Annotated in this window: 15 protein-coding genes; all 15 read left to right on the top strand. The window is 63.0% G+C overall.

All coding sequences use genetic code 11. The features are described 5' to 3' along the window. The 15 genes from urtD to AB1555_14330 all read left to right on the top strand — a co-directional run bounded on the left by urtD (position 1) and on the right by AB1555_14330 (position 18162). On the top strand, positions 1-768 hold the full coding sequence (urtD, locus tag AB1555_14400; protein ID MEW6247885.1) for an urea ABC transporter ATP-binding protein UrtD: 768 nt from the start codon (positions 1-3) through the stop codon (positions 766-768). 64 nt (positions 769-832) lie between these two features. Next, entirely contained in the window at positions 833-1552 is a 720-nt protein-coding gene (urtE, locus tag AB1555_14395) for an urea ABC transporter ATP-binding subunit UrtE (protein ID MEW6247884.1), read from the top strand. A gap of 465 nt (positions 1553-2017) precedes the next feature. Further along, complete coding sequence (locus tag AB1555_14390) at positions 2018-2320, top strand: urease subunit gamma (protein ID MEW6247883.1); 303 nt, start codon at positions 2018-2020, stop codon at positions 2318-2320. Positions 2321-2368: 48 nt separating this feature from the next. After that, positions 2369-2851 carry an urease subunit beta gene (locus tag AB1555_14385; GenBank protein MEW6247882.1) on the top strand — a complete coding sequence of 161 codons (483 nt, stop codon included), beginning with the start codon at positions 2369-2371 and terminating at the stop codon, positions 2849-2851. Beyond that, positions 2848-4572, top strand: a complete 1725-nt coding sequence (gene ureC, locus AB1555_14380; protein ID MEW6247881.1) for an urease subunit alpha — start codon at positions 2848-2850, stop codon at positions 4570-4572. The genes AB1555_14385 and ureC overlap by 4 nt, the downstream gene beginning before the upstream one ends. Positions 4573-4665: 93 nt before the next feature. Beyond that, positions 4666-5352 carry an urease accessory UreF family protein gene (locus AB1555_14375; GenBank protein MEW6247880.1) on the top strand — a complete coding sequence of 229 codons (687 nt, stop codon included), beginning with the start codon at positions 4666-4668 and terminating at the stop codon, positions 5350-5352. Between the two features lie 71 nt (positions 5353-5423). Then, on the top strand, positions 5424-6107 hold the full coding sequence (gene ureG, locus AB1555_14370; GenBank protein ID MEW6247879.1) for an urease accessory protein UreG: 684 nt from the start codon (positions 5424-5426) through the stop codon (positions 6105-6107). 18 nt (positions 6108-6125) lie between these two features. Next, a complete protein-coding gene (locus AB1555_14365) occupies positions 6126-7049 on the top strand; it encodes an urease accessory protein UreD (GenBank protein ID MEW6247878.1) in 924 nt (307 codons plus the stop codon). A 257-nt stretch (positions 7050-7306) separates the two neighbouring features. Then, entirely contained in the window at positions 7307-9085 is a 1779-nt protein-coding gene (locus AB1555_14360; protein MEW6247877.1) for an NAD+ synthase, read from the top strand. Then, positions 9082-10473 (top strand): ammonium transporter, encoded by a 1392-nt coding sequence (locus tag AB1555_14355; GenBank protein ID MEW6247876.1) that lies wholly within the window; start codon positions 9082-9084, stop codon positions 10471-10473. The genes AB1555_14360 and AB1555_14355 overlap by 4 nt, the downstream gene beginning before the upstream one ends. A gap of 376 nt (positions 10474-10849) precedes the next feature. Next, positions 10850-11188, top strand: coding sequence for a P-II family nitrogen regulator (locus AB1555_14350; protein ID MEW6247875.1), 339 nt, complete (start codon positions 10850-10852; stop codon positions 11186-11188). Then, positions 11188-13875, top strand: coding sequence for a [protein-PII] uridylyltransferase (gene glnD / locus AB1555_14345; GenBank protein ID MEW6247874.1), 2688 nt, complete (start codon positions 11188-11190; stop codon positions 13873-13875). The genes AB1555_14350 and glnD overlap by 1 nt, the downstream gene beginning before the upstream one ends. A 56-nt stretch (positions 13876-13931) precedes the next feature. Then, complete coding sequence (glnA, locus tag AB1555_14340) at positions 13932-15341, top strand: type I glutamate--ammonia ligase (protein MEW6247873.1); 1410 nt, start codon at positions 13932-13934, stop codon at positions 15339-15341. 264 nt (positions 15342-15605) lie between these two features. Beyond that, complete coding sequence (locus AB1555_14335) at positions 15606-16799, top strand: sigma 54-interacting transcriptional regulator (protein ID MEW6247872.1); 1194 nt, start codon at positions 15606-15608, stop codon at positions 16797-16799. Between the two features lie 34 nt (positions 16800-16833). After that, positions 16834-18162: a CmpA/NrtA family ABC transporter substrate-binding protein gene (locus AB1555_14330; protein MEW6247871.1), complete on the top strand. Its 1329-nt coding sequence runs from the start codon at positions 16834-16836 to the stop codon at positions 18160-18162. Positions 18163-18274: the final 112 nt, after the last annotated feature.

Below are 18274 nucleotides of genomic sequence, written 5' to 3'. Positions count from 1 at the left end.
GTGACCGACCGCGGTTCCATCATCTATCTCGAGGGCGTGACCGTCGATTACGACGGGTTCAAGGCGCTGAACAACCTGAATTTCATCGTGGACTATCACGAGCTGCGGGTCGTCATCGGTCCGAACGGGGCGGGCAAGACGACGCTGCTGGATGTGATCTCCGGCAAGGTCCAGCCCGTCGCCGGCCGGGTGATTTTCGGGAAGGACACCGACCTGATCGGCTTGCCGGAACACGAGATCGCCCAGTTGGGGATCGGCCGGAAGTTCCAGGCTCCGTCAATCTACGGCAACCTCACGGTCTGGGAAAATCTCGACCTGTCCCTGCGGCGTCCCAGCAAGGGCGTCTTCGCCACGCTGTTGGGCAGATCCACGCCGGCGGAGCGGGAGCGAATCGCCGAGACGTTGGAGACGATCGGGCTCAAGGACAAGGCCCATCTCCGCGCCGGCGCGCTCTCGCACGGGGAAAAGCAGTGGCTGGAGATCGGGATGGTGATCCTGCAGGACCCGGCGCTTTTATTGGTGGACGAGCCGGTGGCCGGCATGACGGATCGAGAGACCGAGCAGACCGGGGTGTTGCTCAAGTCCTTGGCGGACAAACACGCGATCGTCGTGATCGAGCACGACATGGAGTTCGTACGGCAGATCGCGCGCATCGTGACGGTGCTGCACGAGGGCACGGTCATTTGCGAAGGGCCGGTCGAGAAAGTGCAGTCGGACCCACGCGTGGTCGAAATTTACCTGGGGCATCACAAGATCGCCCATGCCTGAAGAACGTGAAGCGTGAGGCGTGAAACGTGAAGCGTCTAGTGAAATGCATGCGGCGAACGGCGCGATGAATGCAATGCTGCAGCTCGAGAGCGTGAACGTGTATTACGGCGAAAGCCATATCCTGCGAGACGTGTCGTTCACGGTCGAGCGGGGGCAGGTGCTCTGTCTGATGGGACGGAACGGGGTCGGCAAGACGACGACGCTGAAGGCCATCATGGGCCTGCTGCCGGTCCGGTCCGGCCGGGTGTGGTTTGATGGGGTCGAGATCACGAAGGACTCGCCGGATCGGCGGGTCCGCGGCGGCCTGGCCTACGTGCCGCAGGGGCGGGAGATCTTTCCTCACCTGACCGTCCGGGAGAATCTGCGACTCGGTCTGTGGGCCGGATCGGCAGTCGGCGATCGGACCACCGAGACCGCGGCATTCGACGAGGTGTTCTCCCTGTTCCCCAAGTTGACCATGCTGCTGGAGCGGCCCGGAGGGGTACTGAGCGGCGGCGAGCAGCAACAACTCGCGATCGCGCGGGCGCTGCTGTCCCAGCCCAAGATGTTGTTGTTGGACGAACCGACCGAGGGGATCCAGCCCTCGATCGTGGATCTCATTGAGGAGGTAATCATCGGCTTCAAAGCCCAAAGACGGTTCGCCATTCTGCTTGTGGAGCAGGGCCTGCAGTTCGCGGCGAGGTTGGCGGATCGGTATGTGATTATGGCCAAAGGGACGGTGGTGGCGTCGGGCAAGACGTCGGAACTGAGCCAGGAACAGGTGCGGCAGCATTTGGTCGTGTGAGAGATGGTGGGAGATGGGACGGCCGGGGCAGGGTCAGTTGCTCGCAGAGCGCCCACTTCGGAAAGTGCTCGCTCGATGCGCCCAGTTGACCCTACCCCGGCCATCCCATTGAAGTCCGCTTGCCCGTCGAGAAGGGAAGGAGAAGAGAGAAGATTCACGAAAAAGCGGTGGTGGCGTCGGGCAAGACATCGGAACTGAGCCAGGAACAGGTGCGGCAGCATTTGGTGATGATATAGAGGCTTAGGAGGCGGGTCCTGCCGCCGACCAGCCGGGTACCCGGTGCTCCGCCCCGGTTGCACCGGGTGCAGGCTCGCACCCCGCCCGGTGTAGGGGCCCCGCTGCGGGGCGGCCGGGCTCCCAGGCTGGCGTCACCCGCCGAAGTCTTTAGCTCTATTGCCCGGCTGAGGGAGGGGACGCACGAGTAAAGCGATTGACGATTGACCATTGACGAGCGACGGGGTTGCTATGCATTTGACGCCAAGAGAACAGGAAAAACTCCTGATCTATATCGCCGCGCAGTTAGCGAAGGAGCGGAAGGCCCGGGGATTGAAGTTGAATCATCCCGAAGCGGTGGCCTATATCACGGCGGCGATTCTGGAAGGCATCCGCGACGGGCGTTCGGTGTCCGATCTCATGACCTATGGCGCGACGCTGCTCACCCGCAAGGATGTCATGCCCGGCGTGCCGGAGATGATTCCGGAGATCCAGGTGGAAGGCACCTTCCCCGACGGTACGAAGTTGGTCACGGTCCATCAGCCGATTCGCTGATCGCCTTCATCGCCGGCGCTGTGTTTGATTATTCCAGGGAGGGATGGCATGCCGACGAAGACCACGCGGTCCCCGACCAAGGCTCCCAAGAAAATGAAGGCCGGAGGAGACTCTCTGTCCGCCGCGATCAAAGCCGAGCTTGCAAAGCCGATCGTTCCAGGCGAAGTCCTGCCGGGAGTCGGAGACATTGAAGCCTTCAAGGGGCGTGAGACCAGAGAACTCGCGGTGACGAACACCGGCGATCGACCGATTCAGGTCGGGTCGCATTGCCATTTTTTCGAGGTCAATCGGGCGCTGACATTCGACCGTGAGCGGGCGTACGGATTTCGGCTCTGCATTCCGGCCGGCACGGCCGTACGGTTCGAGCCAGGGGAAGAGAAGCGGGTCACGCTTGTGGCTCTGGCCGGGAACAGGATCGCGCGCGGCATCAACGGGTTGACCGAAGGGCCGCTGGGCGATCCGAGCACCAAAGCGGGAGCGCTGGCTCGCGCGGCGGAACGCGGTTTTCTCCGGAAAGGAGGCGGGCGGTGAAGATCTCCAGACGGCAATACCACGACCTCTTCGGCCCCACCGTCGGCGATCGGGTCCGGCTGGCCGACACCGATCTAGTGATCGAAGTGGAAAAGGATTTCACCTCCTACGGCGACGAGGTGGTGTTCGGCGGCGGCAAGGTCGTCCGCGACGGGATGGGGCAATCGCCGAGGGTGACCAGCGCCGGCGGCGCGCTGGACACGGTGATCACCAACGCGCTGATTCTGGATTACTGGGGGATCGTCAAGGCGGACATCGGGATCAAGGACGGCCGGATCGTCGGCATCGGCAAGGCCGGCAATCCCGATGTGATGCCGAACGTCACGCCGGGCATGGCGATCGGGCCGGGAACGGAAGTGATCTCCGCGGAACACTGCATCGTCACGGCCGGCGGCGTGGAGACCCACATCCACTTCATTTGCCCGCAACAATATTGGGAGGCCCTGTCCGCCGGCATCACGACCATGATCGGCGGCGGCACAGGGCCGGCCACCGGCACGAACGCCACCACCTGCACGCCGGGCCCCTGGAACATTCACCGCATGCTGGAGGCGTCGGACGGCATCCCGATCAACCTCGGATTCCTCGGCAAGGGGAACGCCTCGATGCCGGAGGGGCTGAACGAGCAGATCGAAGCCGGCGCCATCGGGCTGAAGCTGCACGAAGATTGGGGGACGACACCCGCCGCGATCGACACCTGTTTGAGCGTGGCCGAACGGTATGACGTGCAGGTCGCCATCCACACGGACACGTTGAACGAGGCCGGTTTCGTCGAGGACACGATCAAAGCCTTCGCCGGCCGGACGATTCATAGCTTCCACACGGAGGGGGCGGGCGGCGGCCACGCGCCCGACATCATCAAGGTCTGCGGCCAGCCGAACGTCTTGCCGTCCTCCACCAATCCCACCATGCCGTTCACCGTCAACACCATGGACGAGCATCTGGATATGCTGATGGTCTGCCACCACCTCAACAAAAACGTGCCCGAAGACGTGGCGTTCGCGGAATCCCGCATCCGGCGCGAAACCATCGCGGCGGAAGATGTGCTGCACGATCTCGGCGCGATCAGCATGATGTCGTCCGATTCGCAGGCGATGGGGCGGATCGGCGAAGTCGTCATCCGGACCTGGCAGACGGCCCACAAGATGAAGATCCAACGCGGCCACCTGTTCCCGAACGGAGACAAGGATTCGCCCCGCCATGATAATTTCCGGGCCAAGCGCTACGTGGCCAAATACACGATCAATCCGGCCATTACGCACGGCATCGCGCACGAGGTGGGATCGGTCGAGGTGGGCAAGTTCGCGGATCTGGTGATCTGGAAACCAGCCTTCTTCGGCGTGAAACCTGAATTGGTCCTGAAGGGCGGGTTCATCGCCATGGCGGCGATGGGTGATCCGAACGCCTCGATCCCGACGCCGGAGCCGGTCCTGAGTCGGCCCATGTTCGGGTCCTACGGCCGGGCGATCTGCAGCACGAGCGTCACGTTCGTGTCGCAGGCCGCGCTGGACCGGGACGTGCCCAAGAAACTCGGGTTGCAGAAGCGGATCGTTCCGGTCAAACAGTGCCGAGGCCTCACGAAGCGCGATCTCAAGTTGAACGACGCCCTGCCCAAGATCGAAGTCGATCCGGAAACCTATGTCGTGACGGCCGACGGCGTCCGGTTGACGTGTGAACCGGCGGTGGTGCTACCGATGGCGCAACGGTATTTCTTATTCTGACGTGAAGCGTGAAACGTGAAACGTAAGAGGCTGAGAAGGAGGGGCTTTACGCTTCGCGCATGACGCCTTACGCATAGCGACGCGCTGTTATTCATGGATACTCTTTCACTCCTGCGTGGCCTCCGCTTTATCGACAGCTTCTTTCCGTCCGGGGGGTATGCGTTTTCTTCGGGGTTGGAAGCGGCGGTGCAGGGTGGGGCGGTGCGCAATGTCGATGACCTGTCCCGGTATGTCAAGGATCTGTTTCGCGGAGGCATACGCCGCCGTGAAGCGGTCGCCGTGGCGGTCGCTCACCAGGCGGTCGCGACCGGCAGGTTGGAGGCCGCGCTAAAGGTTGATCGTGAACTAGACGCGATGAAGATTGGGCGTGAGTCACGGATGGCGAGCCGGCAAATGGGACGGCAGGTGATCCGGGTGGCGGCGGACCAGTTCAGAGAACACCGGCTTCTTGAGGAATTCCGAACGGCGATTGAAGAGGATCGCACTCCGGGACACTTGCCCGTAAGCATCGGATTGGCACTGGCCGCCTGCGGGTGGACACGAACCGACACGATCGCGGCCTATCTCTATCAGACGGCCGTCGGGTTCGTCTCCGCCGCGATGAAGCTGCTGCCGGTGGGCCAGCGCGAAGGCCAGCGGTTGCTGGAGAGCTGGGCTCTCCTTCTGACGGAGCTGAGCCGGCAGGTGCAGGGCCGGTCCGTTCTGATGTCCTGGTCGCCGGTGCAGGACATTTACGCCATGCGGCACAGCCGGCTGGAGTCGCGGCTTTTTCGATCGTGACCCTCTCCCTAGCCCTCCCCTTAGTAGGGGGAGGAAAGGGTGGGGGCGAGCTAATAGCTGAGAGCTTTTCCATGGGCGGCCAGCATCATCACCAGCACGGTCATCACGGCGGTGGAAAGCCGACGCAGGCCCGCGCCAAGCACATTCCGGTCATCGGCATCGGCGGGCCGGTGGGGTCCGGCAAGACCGCGCTGGTCGAGGCGCTCTGCAAGCGGTTGCGCGATCGCTATAGCCTTGCCGTCGTGACGAACGATATCTTCACGAAAGAAGACGCGGAGTTTCTGACCAAACGCGGCGTGTTGCCGCAGGACCGCATCCTCGGTGTGGAGACCGGCGGCTGTCCGCATACCGCTATCCGCGAGGACGCGTCGCACAATCAGGAAGCCATCGACGACCTCATACGGCGCCATCCGGACGTGGAGCTGCTCTTCGTCGAGAGCGGCGGCGACAACCTCGCGGCCACGTTCAGCCCGGAACTCGTGGATTATGTCATCTATGTGATCGATGTGGCGGAAGGCGACAAGATCCCGCGCAAGGGGGGGCCGGGCATCACGCGGTCGGATCTGCTGGTGATCAACAAGATCGACTTAGCTCCGTACGTCGGGGCCGATCTCACGGTGATGGACCGGGACAGCCGCCGCATGCGCGGCGACCTGCCGTTCGTCTTTACCAATCTCCTGACCGGCGATGGACTGGATCGCGTCGTGGACTGGGTCGAGCAGCGGCTGGAGAGAAAGGCTAAGGCTGAAGTTTAGGTTGAGAGGCTGTCTCACATGTTCGATGTTCGAAGTTCGAAGTTGAAAAGCGGCTCTCTGCTTGAATCGAACCTCGAACCTCGAATCTTGAACTTTTCCGAACTCTCATCCGTCGGCCGGAAGGGGAAGCTCACGCTCATGTATGTGCGACAGGGGCCGCGGACGGTGCTTTCCCGGTCATCCTGCCGCACGCCCTGGCATCTCTTCCCGCCCATCTATCTCGATGAGACGGGATGCGCCTATACGCTGCTGCTCAATCCCTCCGGAGGCTTGGTCGGCGGCGACCATCTGGCCATCGACCTGTCCCTGGGGACGCGCGCACACGTGCTCATGTCCACGCCTTCCGCGAACAAGGTCTACCGCTCGCTGGGAGCGCCGTCCGCGCAAGTCATCGAGATATCAGTCGGACCGGACGCGATCCTCGAGTGGATACCGGAACCGACCATTCCTTTTGCCGGTTCACGGTTTCGCCAGGCCGTTCAGGTCACTCTTGAGCCGGGGGCGACGGCCGTGCTTTGGGACGCGATCGCGTCGGGGCGGATCGCCGGCGGCGAGCGATGGGCGTTCGCAAGTCTCGACAACGAGATTCGAATCAGGACGGCATCAGGCGCGTCGGTCTTGGAGCGGTACATGCTTTGTCCAGACGACCGCTCCGGCGGGGTGGGGCTGGTCGAACCGTGGAACTATGTCGCTTCGTTCTATGCGGTCGGCGATGCCATCGGCGAAGAGGCCTGGAAGCGACTGGAAGAGAAGCTGGCACTGATCCTTGATGAGCGGTCCGGGCGAATCCTCGGCGGAGTCTCGCAGCCGGCTGTTCCCGGACTGGCCGTCAAACTGGTTGCTCGGTCCGCGCCGGATCTCGCCGCAGCGCAGCAGAGACTGTGGGCGGCCGTGCGGCGGGAACTGTGGAACCTGCCGCCCGTTGTGTGGCGCAAATATTGACCGGATTTTCCTGCCAAAGGGGGTTTGACAGCCGTGCGGGCCCGGTGGTATCCTGGCGCCGTTTTTTGGAGACAACGGAGTCTCCACATCAGCGAAGACAACGTACTGGTCGACGGACAACGACGTCCTCGGTCCCCCGGCGGGATTGAGGGCGTTTTTTTTTGGATGGAAGCCGTCAGCTTAAAAAGAGAGGAGTGCATCCCTTTTTGCTGATAGCTGAAAGCTGAAAACTGAAGACTATATCCCCGAGAGCAGATATGCGCTCGTTTCGTATCGCCATGGTCCAGATGAATCCCACGGTGGGCGATCTGGACGGCAACGTCAAGAGGATCATCGGGTGGCTTCGCGAGGCCAGAAAGGCCAAAGCGGATCTGGCGGCATTTCCGGAATTGGCGGTGACGGGCTATCCGCCCGAAGACCTCCTGTTGAAGCCCCGTTTCGTCGAAGACAATCGTCTGGCGTTGCAACAGGTGGCCCGCGAGTGTCGAGGTCTGGCGGCGGTCGTCGGCTATGTGGGACAAGGTGGAGCGTCGGATCACAAGAGCGTGTCGCCGACGGTCGTCCCGGCCGGACGCCACGAGCTCTACAACGCGGCCGCCGTCATCGGGGAGCGGCGCGTGGCAGCCACTTACAGCAAATGGTTCTTGCCGAACTACGGCGTGTTCGACGAGAGCCGGTATTTTCATCCGGGCCGCAGGCTCCCCGTCGTGACGCTGAACGGCACGGTTTTGGGGGTGAATATTTGCGAAGACATCTGGTTGCCGGAGGGACCGGCCAGAATCCAGGCGTGGGCCGGCGCGGAGGTGATCGTCAACATCAACGCCTCCCCCTTTCACGTGGGCAAGAGCCGCTATCGCGAGCAGATGCTGGCGACCCGCGCGCGCGAGAACGGCGTGATCCTGACGTACACCAACACCGTGGGCGGACAGGACGAGCTGGTATTCGACGGGAACAGCCTGATTCTTGATCAGACGGGCGACGTGATCGCGCGGGCCAAGGCATTCGAGGAGGATTTCCTCGTGGCCGATCTCAACATCGAGGCGGTGGCCCGGTCCCGGATGGCTCACGGCCGGCGGAAGGCGCCGGCCGGCCAATTCGCTTCAGCGATCGAGCGGGTCGATCTCGCGGTCGCAACCGGCGGCCGGAAGCGGGTCCCGGCCATTCCGCCGCTGGTCTTGCCGCTTGACTCCATCGAAGAGGTCTATCGGGCCCTGACGCTGGGCGTACGCGATTATGTGCGCAAGAACGGCTTCAAACGCGTGGTGATCGGGCTGAGCGGGGGCATCGACTCGGCGCTGACGGCGGCGATTGCGGTGGATGCGCTGGGACCCGCCAACGTGTTGGGCGTTTTTATGCCGTCCCCGTACACGTCGAGGGAGAGCCGCGACGACGTGGCCGATCTTGTCCGGCGGTTGGGTATCGCGCTGCGGACGATTCCCATCACCAGCCCGTTCCGGTCCTATCTCAAGGCATTGGCGCCGGCCTTCGGAAACCGGCCGGCCGACACGACGGAAGAAAACCTCCAGGCCCGTATCCGGGGCAACATCCTGATGGCGTTCTCCAACAAGTTCGGCCATCTCGTTCTGACCACCGGCAACAAGAGCGAAATGAGCGTCGGGTATGCCACGCTCTACGGCGACATGGCTGGCGGCTTTGCGGTGATCAAAGACGTGCCCAAGACGATGGTCTATGAGCTGGCGCGGCTTCGCAATCGTCGCGGGGAGCGCGCGGTGATTCCTAAGGGCATCCTCGATCGCGCGCCGACGGCCGAGCTGAAACCCGACCAGAAGGACGAGGACACATTGCCGCCCTATGCGACGCTGGACCCGATTCTGAAAGCCTACGTGGAAGAGGATCGGTCGCTGGAGGAAATCGTCGCCATGGGATTCGACCGCGAGACCGTCGCGCGGGTGATCGGGATGGTGGACCGCAGCGAATACAAGCGACGGCAGGCGCCGATCGGGATCAAGATTACACACCGGGCGTTCGGCAAAGATCGGCGGATGCCGATCACGAACGGGTACCGGAGCGTGTGAGACCGGCTGATCGCCGGCAGCCGACGGGAGCGTTGCACGTGGACGCCAAGAAGGAGGCCAGAGTGGAAACGACGAATCGGTGCGCGACGCTGATCGCGGGGACCATCATTGGTCTCGTGGGTGTAACGACCGACGTGTGGGCCGAGGCGTCCGCACCCGCGGCGGGAGGAATCGACAGCGGCGACACGGCCTGGATGATGACCGCGTCCGCCCTGGTGCTGGCGATGATCGTGCCGGGCATCGCTTTCTTTTACGGGGGGCTGGTGCGCAGCAAGAACGTGATCGGCACGATGGTGCAAAGCTTCACCATCCTGTGCACGGTCAGCCTTCTCTGGGCGATCTGCGGCTACAGCCTCGCCTTCGGGCCGGACCGCGGCGGCGTGATCGGCGGGCTCGATTGGGCCGCTCTGAGCGGCGTCGGGACGGCGCCCGCACCGGCTTACGGCCGCACGATTCCCCATGCGGCCTTCATGCTGTTCCAATTGCTGTTCGCCTCGTTCACCCCGGCGTTGATTACCGGCGCCTTTGCGGAGCGGATGAAATTCAGCGCCATGTTGATGTTCACCGTGCTCTGGTCGCTGTTCGTCTATGTGCCCCTGGCCCATTGGATGTGGGGCGGAGGATGGCTGAGCAAGTTGGGCGCCGTCGACTTCGCCGGCGGCACCGTCGTCCACATCGGCTCCGGGTTGAGCGCGCTGGCCTGCGCGCTGGTCTTGGGGCGGCGCCGGGGATGGCGAACGGATTATATGGCGCCCCACAATCTGCCGTACGTTCTGCTCGGCGCGGGCCTTCTTTGGGTCGGCTGGTTCGGGTTCAACGGCGGGAGCGCGAGAGGCGCCAATGCGGTGGCGGTCAATGCGCTGGTGGCCACGCACCTGGCGGCGGCGGCCGCCGCTCTGTCCTGGATGGTCGTCGAATGGCAACATCGCGGCAAACCGACGGTCCTGGGAGTCGCCAGCGGCGCGGTCGCCGGTTTGGCCACGTCCACGGCCGGCGCCGGATTCGTCGGTCCCGGCGCCGCGATCCTGATCGGTCTCGTAGCTGGTGGATGCTCCTATCTCGCAATTGTGTGGAAGGGGCGGATCGGCTATGATGACACGCTCGACGTCGTCGGGACGCACGGCATCGGAGGCGTGCTGGGGACGTTGGCGGTCGGGTTGTTCGCGTCCAAGGCGATCAATCCCGCCGGGGCGGACGGCCTGTTCTTCGGCAATTCCTCCCAATTGGCCGTTCAAGCCGTGGCGGTGGTGTCGGCTGCGGTGTTCAGTTTCGTCGGCTCTTACGTCATCCTGAAGTTGGTTGAGAACGCGATGGGGCTGCGCGTCTCGCAGGAAGAAGAAGCCACCGGGTTGGACCTGACGCAGCACAACGAGCGGGCGTATTCATAACCAGGCGTGAGGCAAGTGGTACGCGGCAAGAGGCGAAAGATCGAAGAACAGCAGCCTGTCCCTCCCTGGCCTCAAACGTGCATAATTCATGACGGTTCGTCGCGTTACACCCGTTGCATCGAGAAGAGCAACGGGTACCCGGCGGTCGCCAAGCGAGACGGGTACGTGGAGCCCCGCGGGGCCGAGGCGTACTTGCAACAGTACGTAGAGGCCGCGCGGGGCGAGCCTGCCCGCCGGCATGCCGTTCAGGCGCATGCCGGCCGGGACCCATTGCATCCCGGAGCAATGGGTGCCCAGCGGCGAATCCGCGATTGCAGCAGAAGCGTTCATGAATTATGCGTGCTAGCCCCGTGCCTCTAGCCTGTGAGGAGAAGACATGAAGCTGGTCGAAGCGATCATCAAGCCGTTTAAACTGGACGAAGTGAAGGATGCGCTCCTCGAGATCGGCATTCAGGGGATGACGGTGACCGAGGTCAAGGGATTCGGGCGGCAGAAGGGCCACAAGGAGACGTACCGCGGCACGGAGTACACGATCGAGTTCGTGCCCAAAGTGAAGATCGAGGTCGCGGTGACGGACAGCCAGGTGCCCCGCGTGATCGAAACGATCACCCGGACGGCCAAGACCGGCAGCATCGGCGACGGCAAGATTTTCGTGCGGGACCTCAGCGCGGCGGTCCGTATCCGGACCGGAGAAACGGGAGAGAGTGCATTGTGATGTTTGCGACCGGCGGCGACTCATCCATCGGCGCCTTGCGCGACGGCGAGGTCGGGATCGTCGGGACGATGTTGGCCGAGCAGCGTTGCGCGATCCATCAGCGGTTGGAAGACGGCGCATCCGGTGCCGAGGTGGTCTCGGCGATCACCGATCTGGTGGACGGCCTCATCGCCGGCCGGTACCGGAACGCGATACGCAAAGGCGGAGACGACTTCGTCCTGGCCGGTTCCCAACACTGCTGTCTGGTCGCGCTGGGCGGGTACGGCCGCCGCGAGTTGGCGCCCCATTCCGACATCGATCTCATGTTCCTGTTCCGGCCGGAATCCGGCCGGCTGGTGCCGGAGTTGGTTCGCCGGGTGCTCCACCCGCTCTGGGACATCGGCTTTCAAGTCGGCCACAGTGTGCGGACGATCCAGGATTGCATCGAACTGGCCACCGCCGATCTGACGATTCGGACCTCCATGATGGAAGCGCGGTTCCTGGCCGGCAGCCCCGAGCTGTTCCAAGAATTCCACGGGAAGTACCTGCGCAAAGTGGTCTCCAAAGGCGCGGACAGATATCTGGATCACAAGCTCGCCGAACGGCGCCGCGAGTACGAGAAGTTCGGCGAAACGGTGTATCTGCTGGAGCCCAACGTCAAGAAGAGCAAGGGCGGGTTGCGGGACCTCCACGTGCTGCAATGGGCGGGGATGGCCCGCTATCAGGCGCCGACGATCCGCGAGTTGTCCGACCGGGGCCTCATCTCCAGGCAGGATTATGCGGCGCTGTGCGACGCCCGCGAGTTTCTCTGGCGCGTGCGGGCGTTCATGCACTTTCGCGCCGGGATGGCGCAGGAAATCCTGACGTTCGACGAACAAATGTGGCTGGCCGAAAAGTTCGGATTCCGCGACAGGCCGAACCTGCTGGCCGTCGAGCAGTTCATGCAACTGTACTACCGGCATACGATGGGGCTGCACGAGCGGTGCATGCGGTTCGTGGACCGCTGCCGCAGCGTGCCGTTCCGGCAGCGGCTGGCCGGGCTCCTGCCGGCGCCCCGCTTGGAGGAGGATTTTGTCGTGATCGGCGACGCGCTCAGCGTCCCGGCCGAGCGGCGGACCCGCGTGCTGGACAGCCCGGCGCTGCTGCTCAAGCTCTTCGACCTGGCGCGGGAGCGGCGGCTGGTGATCGACCCGTCCTTGCTGGAGGACATCCACCGGCACGTCGAGCACCTGTCAGGCGAGGCCTTTCGCACCCCGGACGTCAGCCGGAGCTTTTTACGAATTCTGTCCGGTCCCGGGGCGGCGCAGACGCTGCAGGCCATGCATCGGGCGTATTTGCTGGAGAAGCTGATTCCCGCCTTCGCGACGGTGCGCGGCCTGATGCAGTTCAACCAGTATCACAAGTACACGGTGGACGAGCACAGCCTGTTGGCCGTGGCGAAGGCTGAGGCGTTGACGTCGGATCAGGGGATGCTGGGGGAAGTCTACCGGCAGATCAAGCGCAAGGACATCCTGCATTTGGCCGTGCTGCTCCATGATTTGGGCAAGGGGCAGGAGGAGGACCATAGCGAAGTCGGCAGGGCGATCGCGGAGGACGCGGCGGCGCTGCTCGGCTTCGATGAACAGGAAACGCGCACGCTGGTCTTCCTGGTGCACCGGCATCTGCTCATGGCCCACACGGCGTTCCGGCGCGATCCCTATGACGAAAAGGTGCTCCTGCCGTTCGCCCGCGAAGTGGGGACGCCCGAGGTGTTGCGGAAACTGCTGGTGCTGACGGCGGCCGACATCGCGGCGGTGGGTCCCGGCGTGTTGACGAAGTGGAAAGAATCGCTGTTGATCGAACTGTATCTGCGTACGATGCCGGAAGTGTCGGGCGAACGGGGGACCACGGACGAGCCGGAGCGGTGGAAGCGGGTGGTGAGCGACGTGGCGCAACAGGCGCCGCTTGCGGGACTGGACGCGGCGGCTCCCGACTGGATCGAGGCGCAACTGCGCCAATTTCCTCTGCGGTATGCCTATGGCACGCCGCCGAATCGCATTGCGGCCCATCTGGCGGCGATCAACCGGCTGAAAGAAGGGCAAGTGCTGGTGGAGGCGGAATTCAATCCGTCGCTCGGGACCTGCGAATATGCGGTGGTGACGTTCAACGATCTGATTCCCGGGATCTTTTCCAAGATCGCCGGAGTCATGGCGGCCAGCGGGCTGCAGATTCTCGACGCGCAGATTCTCACCCGCCACGACGGCGTCGTGGTCGACACGTTTCAGGTGGCCGATCCGGATTACAACGGCACGCCGCCCGCCGAGCGGCTTCAGGCGATCAGCCGCACGATCGCAGCAGCCTTGAAAGGCGAGGTCCGGATCGATGAGTTGATGCGGCGCAGCACCAGGATCTCCGCGAGCCGGCCGTTTCCGTCGAACCGGCAGTCGACCGAAGTGCGGCTCGACAACGAGACGTCCGACCGGTTCACGATCATCGACGTGTTCGCCGACGACCGCCAGGGCTTGTTGTACGTCATCACCAACGCGATCTTCCGGCTCAACCTGTCGGTGCACGCGGCCCGCATCTCCACCCGGCTCGATCAGGTCGCCGACGTCTTCTATGTGACGGACCTGCAGGGCCGGAAAATCGTGGACCACGCGCAGTTGGAGACCATCCGCGCCGCAGTGGAGGCGGAGATCGACGCGTTTTTGGGCAGGAAGATCACATAGGAACGGGCGACAAGGACGGCGGCATTGTTGAGACGAGTCTGAAAGGAGGGACGGGAATGAACGTGCGGGAGGTTTTAGAGTTTGCGAAAAAGAACAAAGTGCTGGTGGTGGATCTGAAGTTTTGCGACCTATTGGGGACCTGGCAGCACTTTTCGATTCCGGTCGAAGAACTGAACGAAGGTCTGTTCAAGGACGGGTCGGGATTCGACGGCTCGTCAATCCGGGGCTGGAAGGCGATCCAGAACAGCGACATGTTGGCGGTTCCCGATCCGGCCTCCGCCTGTCTGGACCCGTTTGCGGCCGTGCCGACCTTGAGCCTGATCTGCAACGTCGTCGACCCGATCACGCGTGAGAACTACGACCGCGATCCGCGTTTCGTCGCGCAAAAGGCGGAGAAGTATCTGCAGAGCACGAAGATCGGCGACACGTCGTACTGGGGACCGGAAGCCGAGTTCTTCATCTTCGACCACGCCCGCTACGATCAGAACAGCCACAGCGGGTACTATTTCATCGATTCCGACGAAGGCATCTGGAACGCGGGCAAAGAAGGCGTCAATCTGGGCTCGAAGCCCAGGCATAAGGAAGGCTACTTTCCCGTGGCGCCGACCGACACGCAACAGGACATCCGCAGCGAAATGATTCTGGAGATGCAGAAGGTCGGCATGCTCGTGGAGAAGCATCACCATGAAGTCGCCACGGCCGGCCAGGCGGAGATCGACATCCGCTTCGATACGCTGGTCGGTATGGCCGACAAAATGATGATGTATAAGTACATCGTGAAGAACGTCGCGCGTCGCCACAACAAGACCGTCACCTTCATGCCGAAGCCCATCTTCGGCGACAACGGGTCGGGCATGCACACGCACCAGAGCATCTGGAAGGACGGCAAGCCGCTGTTCGCGGGCAAGGAGTACGCAGGAATCTCCCAGACGTGCCTGTATTACATCGGCGGCATTTTGAAACACGCGAAAGCGCTCGCCGCGTTCACGAATCCGACGACGAATTCCTACAAGCGGCTGACGCCGGGCTTCGAGGCGCCGGTGCTGCTGGCCTATTCGAGCCGCAACCGATCGGCCGGCATCCGGATTCCGATGTATTCGCCGAGCCCCAAGGCCAAGCGGATCGAAGTGCGGTTCCCCGATCCGGCGTGCAATCCGTACCTGGCGTTCGCAGCCATGTTGATGGCGGGACTGGACGGGATCGAGAACAAGATCAATCCCGGCGAGCCGGCGGACAAGGATCTCTACGATCTGGAGCCGAAAGAGGCGGCGAAGATTCCGACCATGCCGGGCAGTCTCGATGAGGCACTCAGCAATCTGGAGCGGGATCATCAGTTTTTGCTCAAGGGCGGCGTGTTCAGCGAGGATTTCATCGAAACCTGGACCAACTATAAGCGGAGCAAGGAAGTCGACCAGCTCCGCCTGCGTCCCCATCCGTACGAATATTTCATGTATTACGACGTGTAAGCGATAGGCGAACAGCGAGCAGCAAATAGCGGATAGCCGAAACGGATAGCAGAGAACGTACACCTGAGGGTGAGTTGCTGAGTCGCTGCTAGCTGTTTGCTATTCGCTCAACGCTAAGCCCGACAACGTCGTCGGGCGAAATGGCAAAGGCGCCAGCGCCATCGAGGGAGAGGGGTAATGTCTGTCTCGATGAAACGTTCGGCGCCTTTTTGTTTGTTGGAAAAGTTCGGCTGAAGGGATCGAATCGGTGGACACGTGGTGAGTGTGACGGATCTGACCGAGGAAGAACGGCTGCGGGAAGAGTTGGCCGCGCTCGAAGCGATCGAAACCGTCCTGGCCGGCGCCGGTGCGCTCCAGCAGAAACTCACGCAGGCGCTCGATTTGACGCGGGACCGTCTCCGGCGTCTTCGCGCGAAGGTATTCTCGGAAGGCGAGAGCGGCGAGCCGTTGTCGACCCATGAGGCTGGGTTCGCCAGCCTTGTCGGAGAAAGCCCGGCCATGCTGGAGGTCTACCAAGCGATCCGGCGGGTGAGCCACAGTCAGGCGACCGTGCTGCTGCGCGGCGAGAGCGGAACCGGCAAGGAGCTCGTGGCGAAAGCCATCCATGTCGAAGGGCCGCGGGCGAACGGCCCGTTTATTCGACTCCACTGCGCGGCCTTGACCGAGACGCTGTTGGAAAGCGAGCTGTTCGGACATGAGCGGGGCGCCTTCACGGGCGCGGTCGAGACGCGCAAGGGGCGCTTCGAGCAAGCGGACGGCGGGACCCTGTTTCTGGACGAGATCGGCGACATTCCGCCGGCGACGCAGGTGAAGCTGCTACGGGTGCTGCAGGAGCGGTGTTTCGAGCGGGTCGGCGGCAACCGGTCGATCTCGGTGGACGTGCGGCTCATCGCCGCGACGCACCGGGATCTGGAGGCCATGGTGCGGAGCGGCACGTTCCGGGAGGACCTGTACTACCGGCTGAACGTCGTTCCGATCACGCTGCCGCCGTTGCGCGAGCGGGCCGAGGACGTGCCGCTGCTGATCACTCACTTTCTGGTTCGCTTCAACCGTGAAAACCGGCGGCGGGTCTCGCTGGGCGACGATCTCCTCGCCTTGATGTCCAGCTATCACTGGCCGGGCAATGTCCGGGAGCTCCAGAACTGCGTCGAGCGGCTGGTCGTGATGGCCGAACGGGACCGGATGACCATCGACACCGTGCCGCCGTCGCTGCGGGGCTATTTCGCGGATATGCGACATGTGGCGCGCGACGACCGGAGCGACGGGATGGCGGCGGGCAAAGAGCGGCTCCCGCTGGGGGAGAGTTTGCAGGGGATCGAGCGGCAAAGGCTTCTGGAGGCGCTGGAGCGGGCGGGATGGGTTCAAGCCCGCGCGGCCCGGGCGCTGGGGCTTACCCCTCGGCAGGTCGCCTATAAGATGAGGAAGTATCGGATCAGCGAGCCGGTTGGAGACCGATGAGACAAGGCCGACTCATGCGGCGAAGGAGAACATCATGAAAAACAAGAGGAAGAAAGGAACCTACCCTGAGACTGTGGCAACCCATCCGCAACAGACGCTCTCGTCCGGCGAGCACTTCGAGCAGACCGTCGGGCGGTCGGTGGTCGAGGCCGTGTTGCGTGCGGCCGGACCGTCGAGGCGGCAGTTCCTGGCCGGTCTGGGGGTTGCGGCGCTCACCGCGCTGATCAACGAAGTGCTCCCGCTGGACAAGATCGCGGCCTTTGCGGCGGATCCGGTCGGCAAGCCGGAAAAAAAGGACCTCAGCATCGGCTTCATCCCGATCACCTGCGCGACGCCGATCATCATGGCGGAGCCGTTGGGGTTCTACAAGAAGTACGGCTTGAATGCCACCGTGAAGCGCGCGGCAGGCTGGGCCATGGTCCGAGATTGGGCGATCAACAAGGAAGTGGACGCCGCCCACATGCTCACGCCGATGCCTCTGGCGATCACGCTCGGCGCGGGATCACTGCCGGTTCCGTTTTACATGCCGGCGGTGGAGAACATCAACGGACAGGCGATCACCCTGCACATCAAGCATAAGGAGGTGAAGACCGCCGCCGATATGAAGGGGTTCCGGTTCTGCGTGCCGTTCGATTACTCGATGCACAACTATCTCCTGCGCTACTTCCTCGCGGAGGGCGGTGTGCATCCGGACAAGGACGTGCAGATTCGTGTCGTGCCGCCTCCCGAGATGGTGGCCAACCTGAAGGCCGGCAACGTCAACGGGTATCTGGCGCCCGATCCGTTCAACCAGCGGGCCGTGTACGAAAATGTCGGCTTTATCTACAAGCTCTCCAAGGAGATCTGGGATCGTCATCCCTGTTGCGCCTTCACGGTGTCCAAGGAGTTCGCCACCAAGTATCCCAACACGTTCGGCGCGTTGTTCCGGGCGATCGTGGATGCGACGCACTATGCGTCCAACCCGATGCACCGGAAGGAAATCGCGGCCGCGATCGCGCCGGCGAATTATCTGAACCAGCCTGTCACCGTGCTGGAACAGGTGTTGACCGGCACCTACGCCGACGGGTTGGGCAAGATTCAGAAAATTCCGGACCGGATCGACTTCGATCCCTATCCCTGGCATTCGATGGCGATCTGGATTCTGACGCAGATGAAACGGTGGGGCCATCTGAAAGGCGACGTGAACTACAAGGCGGTGGCCGAGCAGGTCTATCTGGCCGCCGAGTGCGACAAGATCGCCAAAGAATTGGGCTATCCGACGCACCAGGCGACCATGACGAAACACACGATCATGGGTCGGGTCTTCGATCCGGAGCAGCCGGAGGCGTATTTGAAGAGTTTCAAGATTCACAGCATGGCGTGAGGGGGAATGAGGGCCGGTCTGGGCTGCCCTTGTGCTCGCAGAACGCGCACGCAAGACCCATCTCGTTTCTCAGTTGCGGGCGGTGCCGGGGGCCCGTTGCTCTTTGTGTCGC

Source organism: Nitrospirota bacterium (assembly GCA_040755395.1).
Taxonomy (GTDB): domain Bacteria; phylum Nitrospirota; class Nitrospiria; order Nitrospirales; family Nitrospiraceae; genus DATLZU01.
Note: the sequence above shows the minus strand (reverse complement) of the source record. Positions and strands in the feature narration are given on the sequence as shown.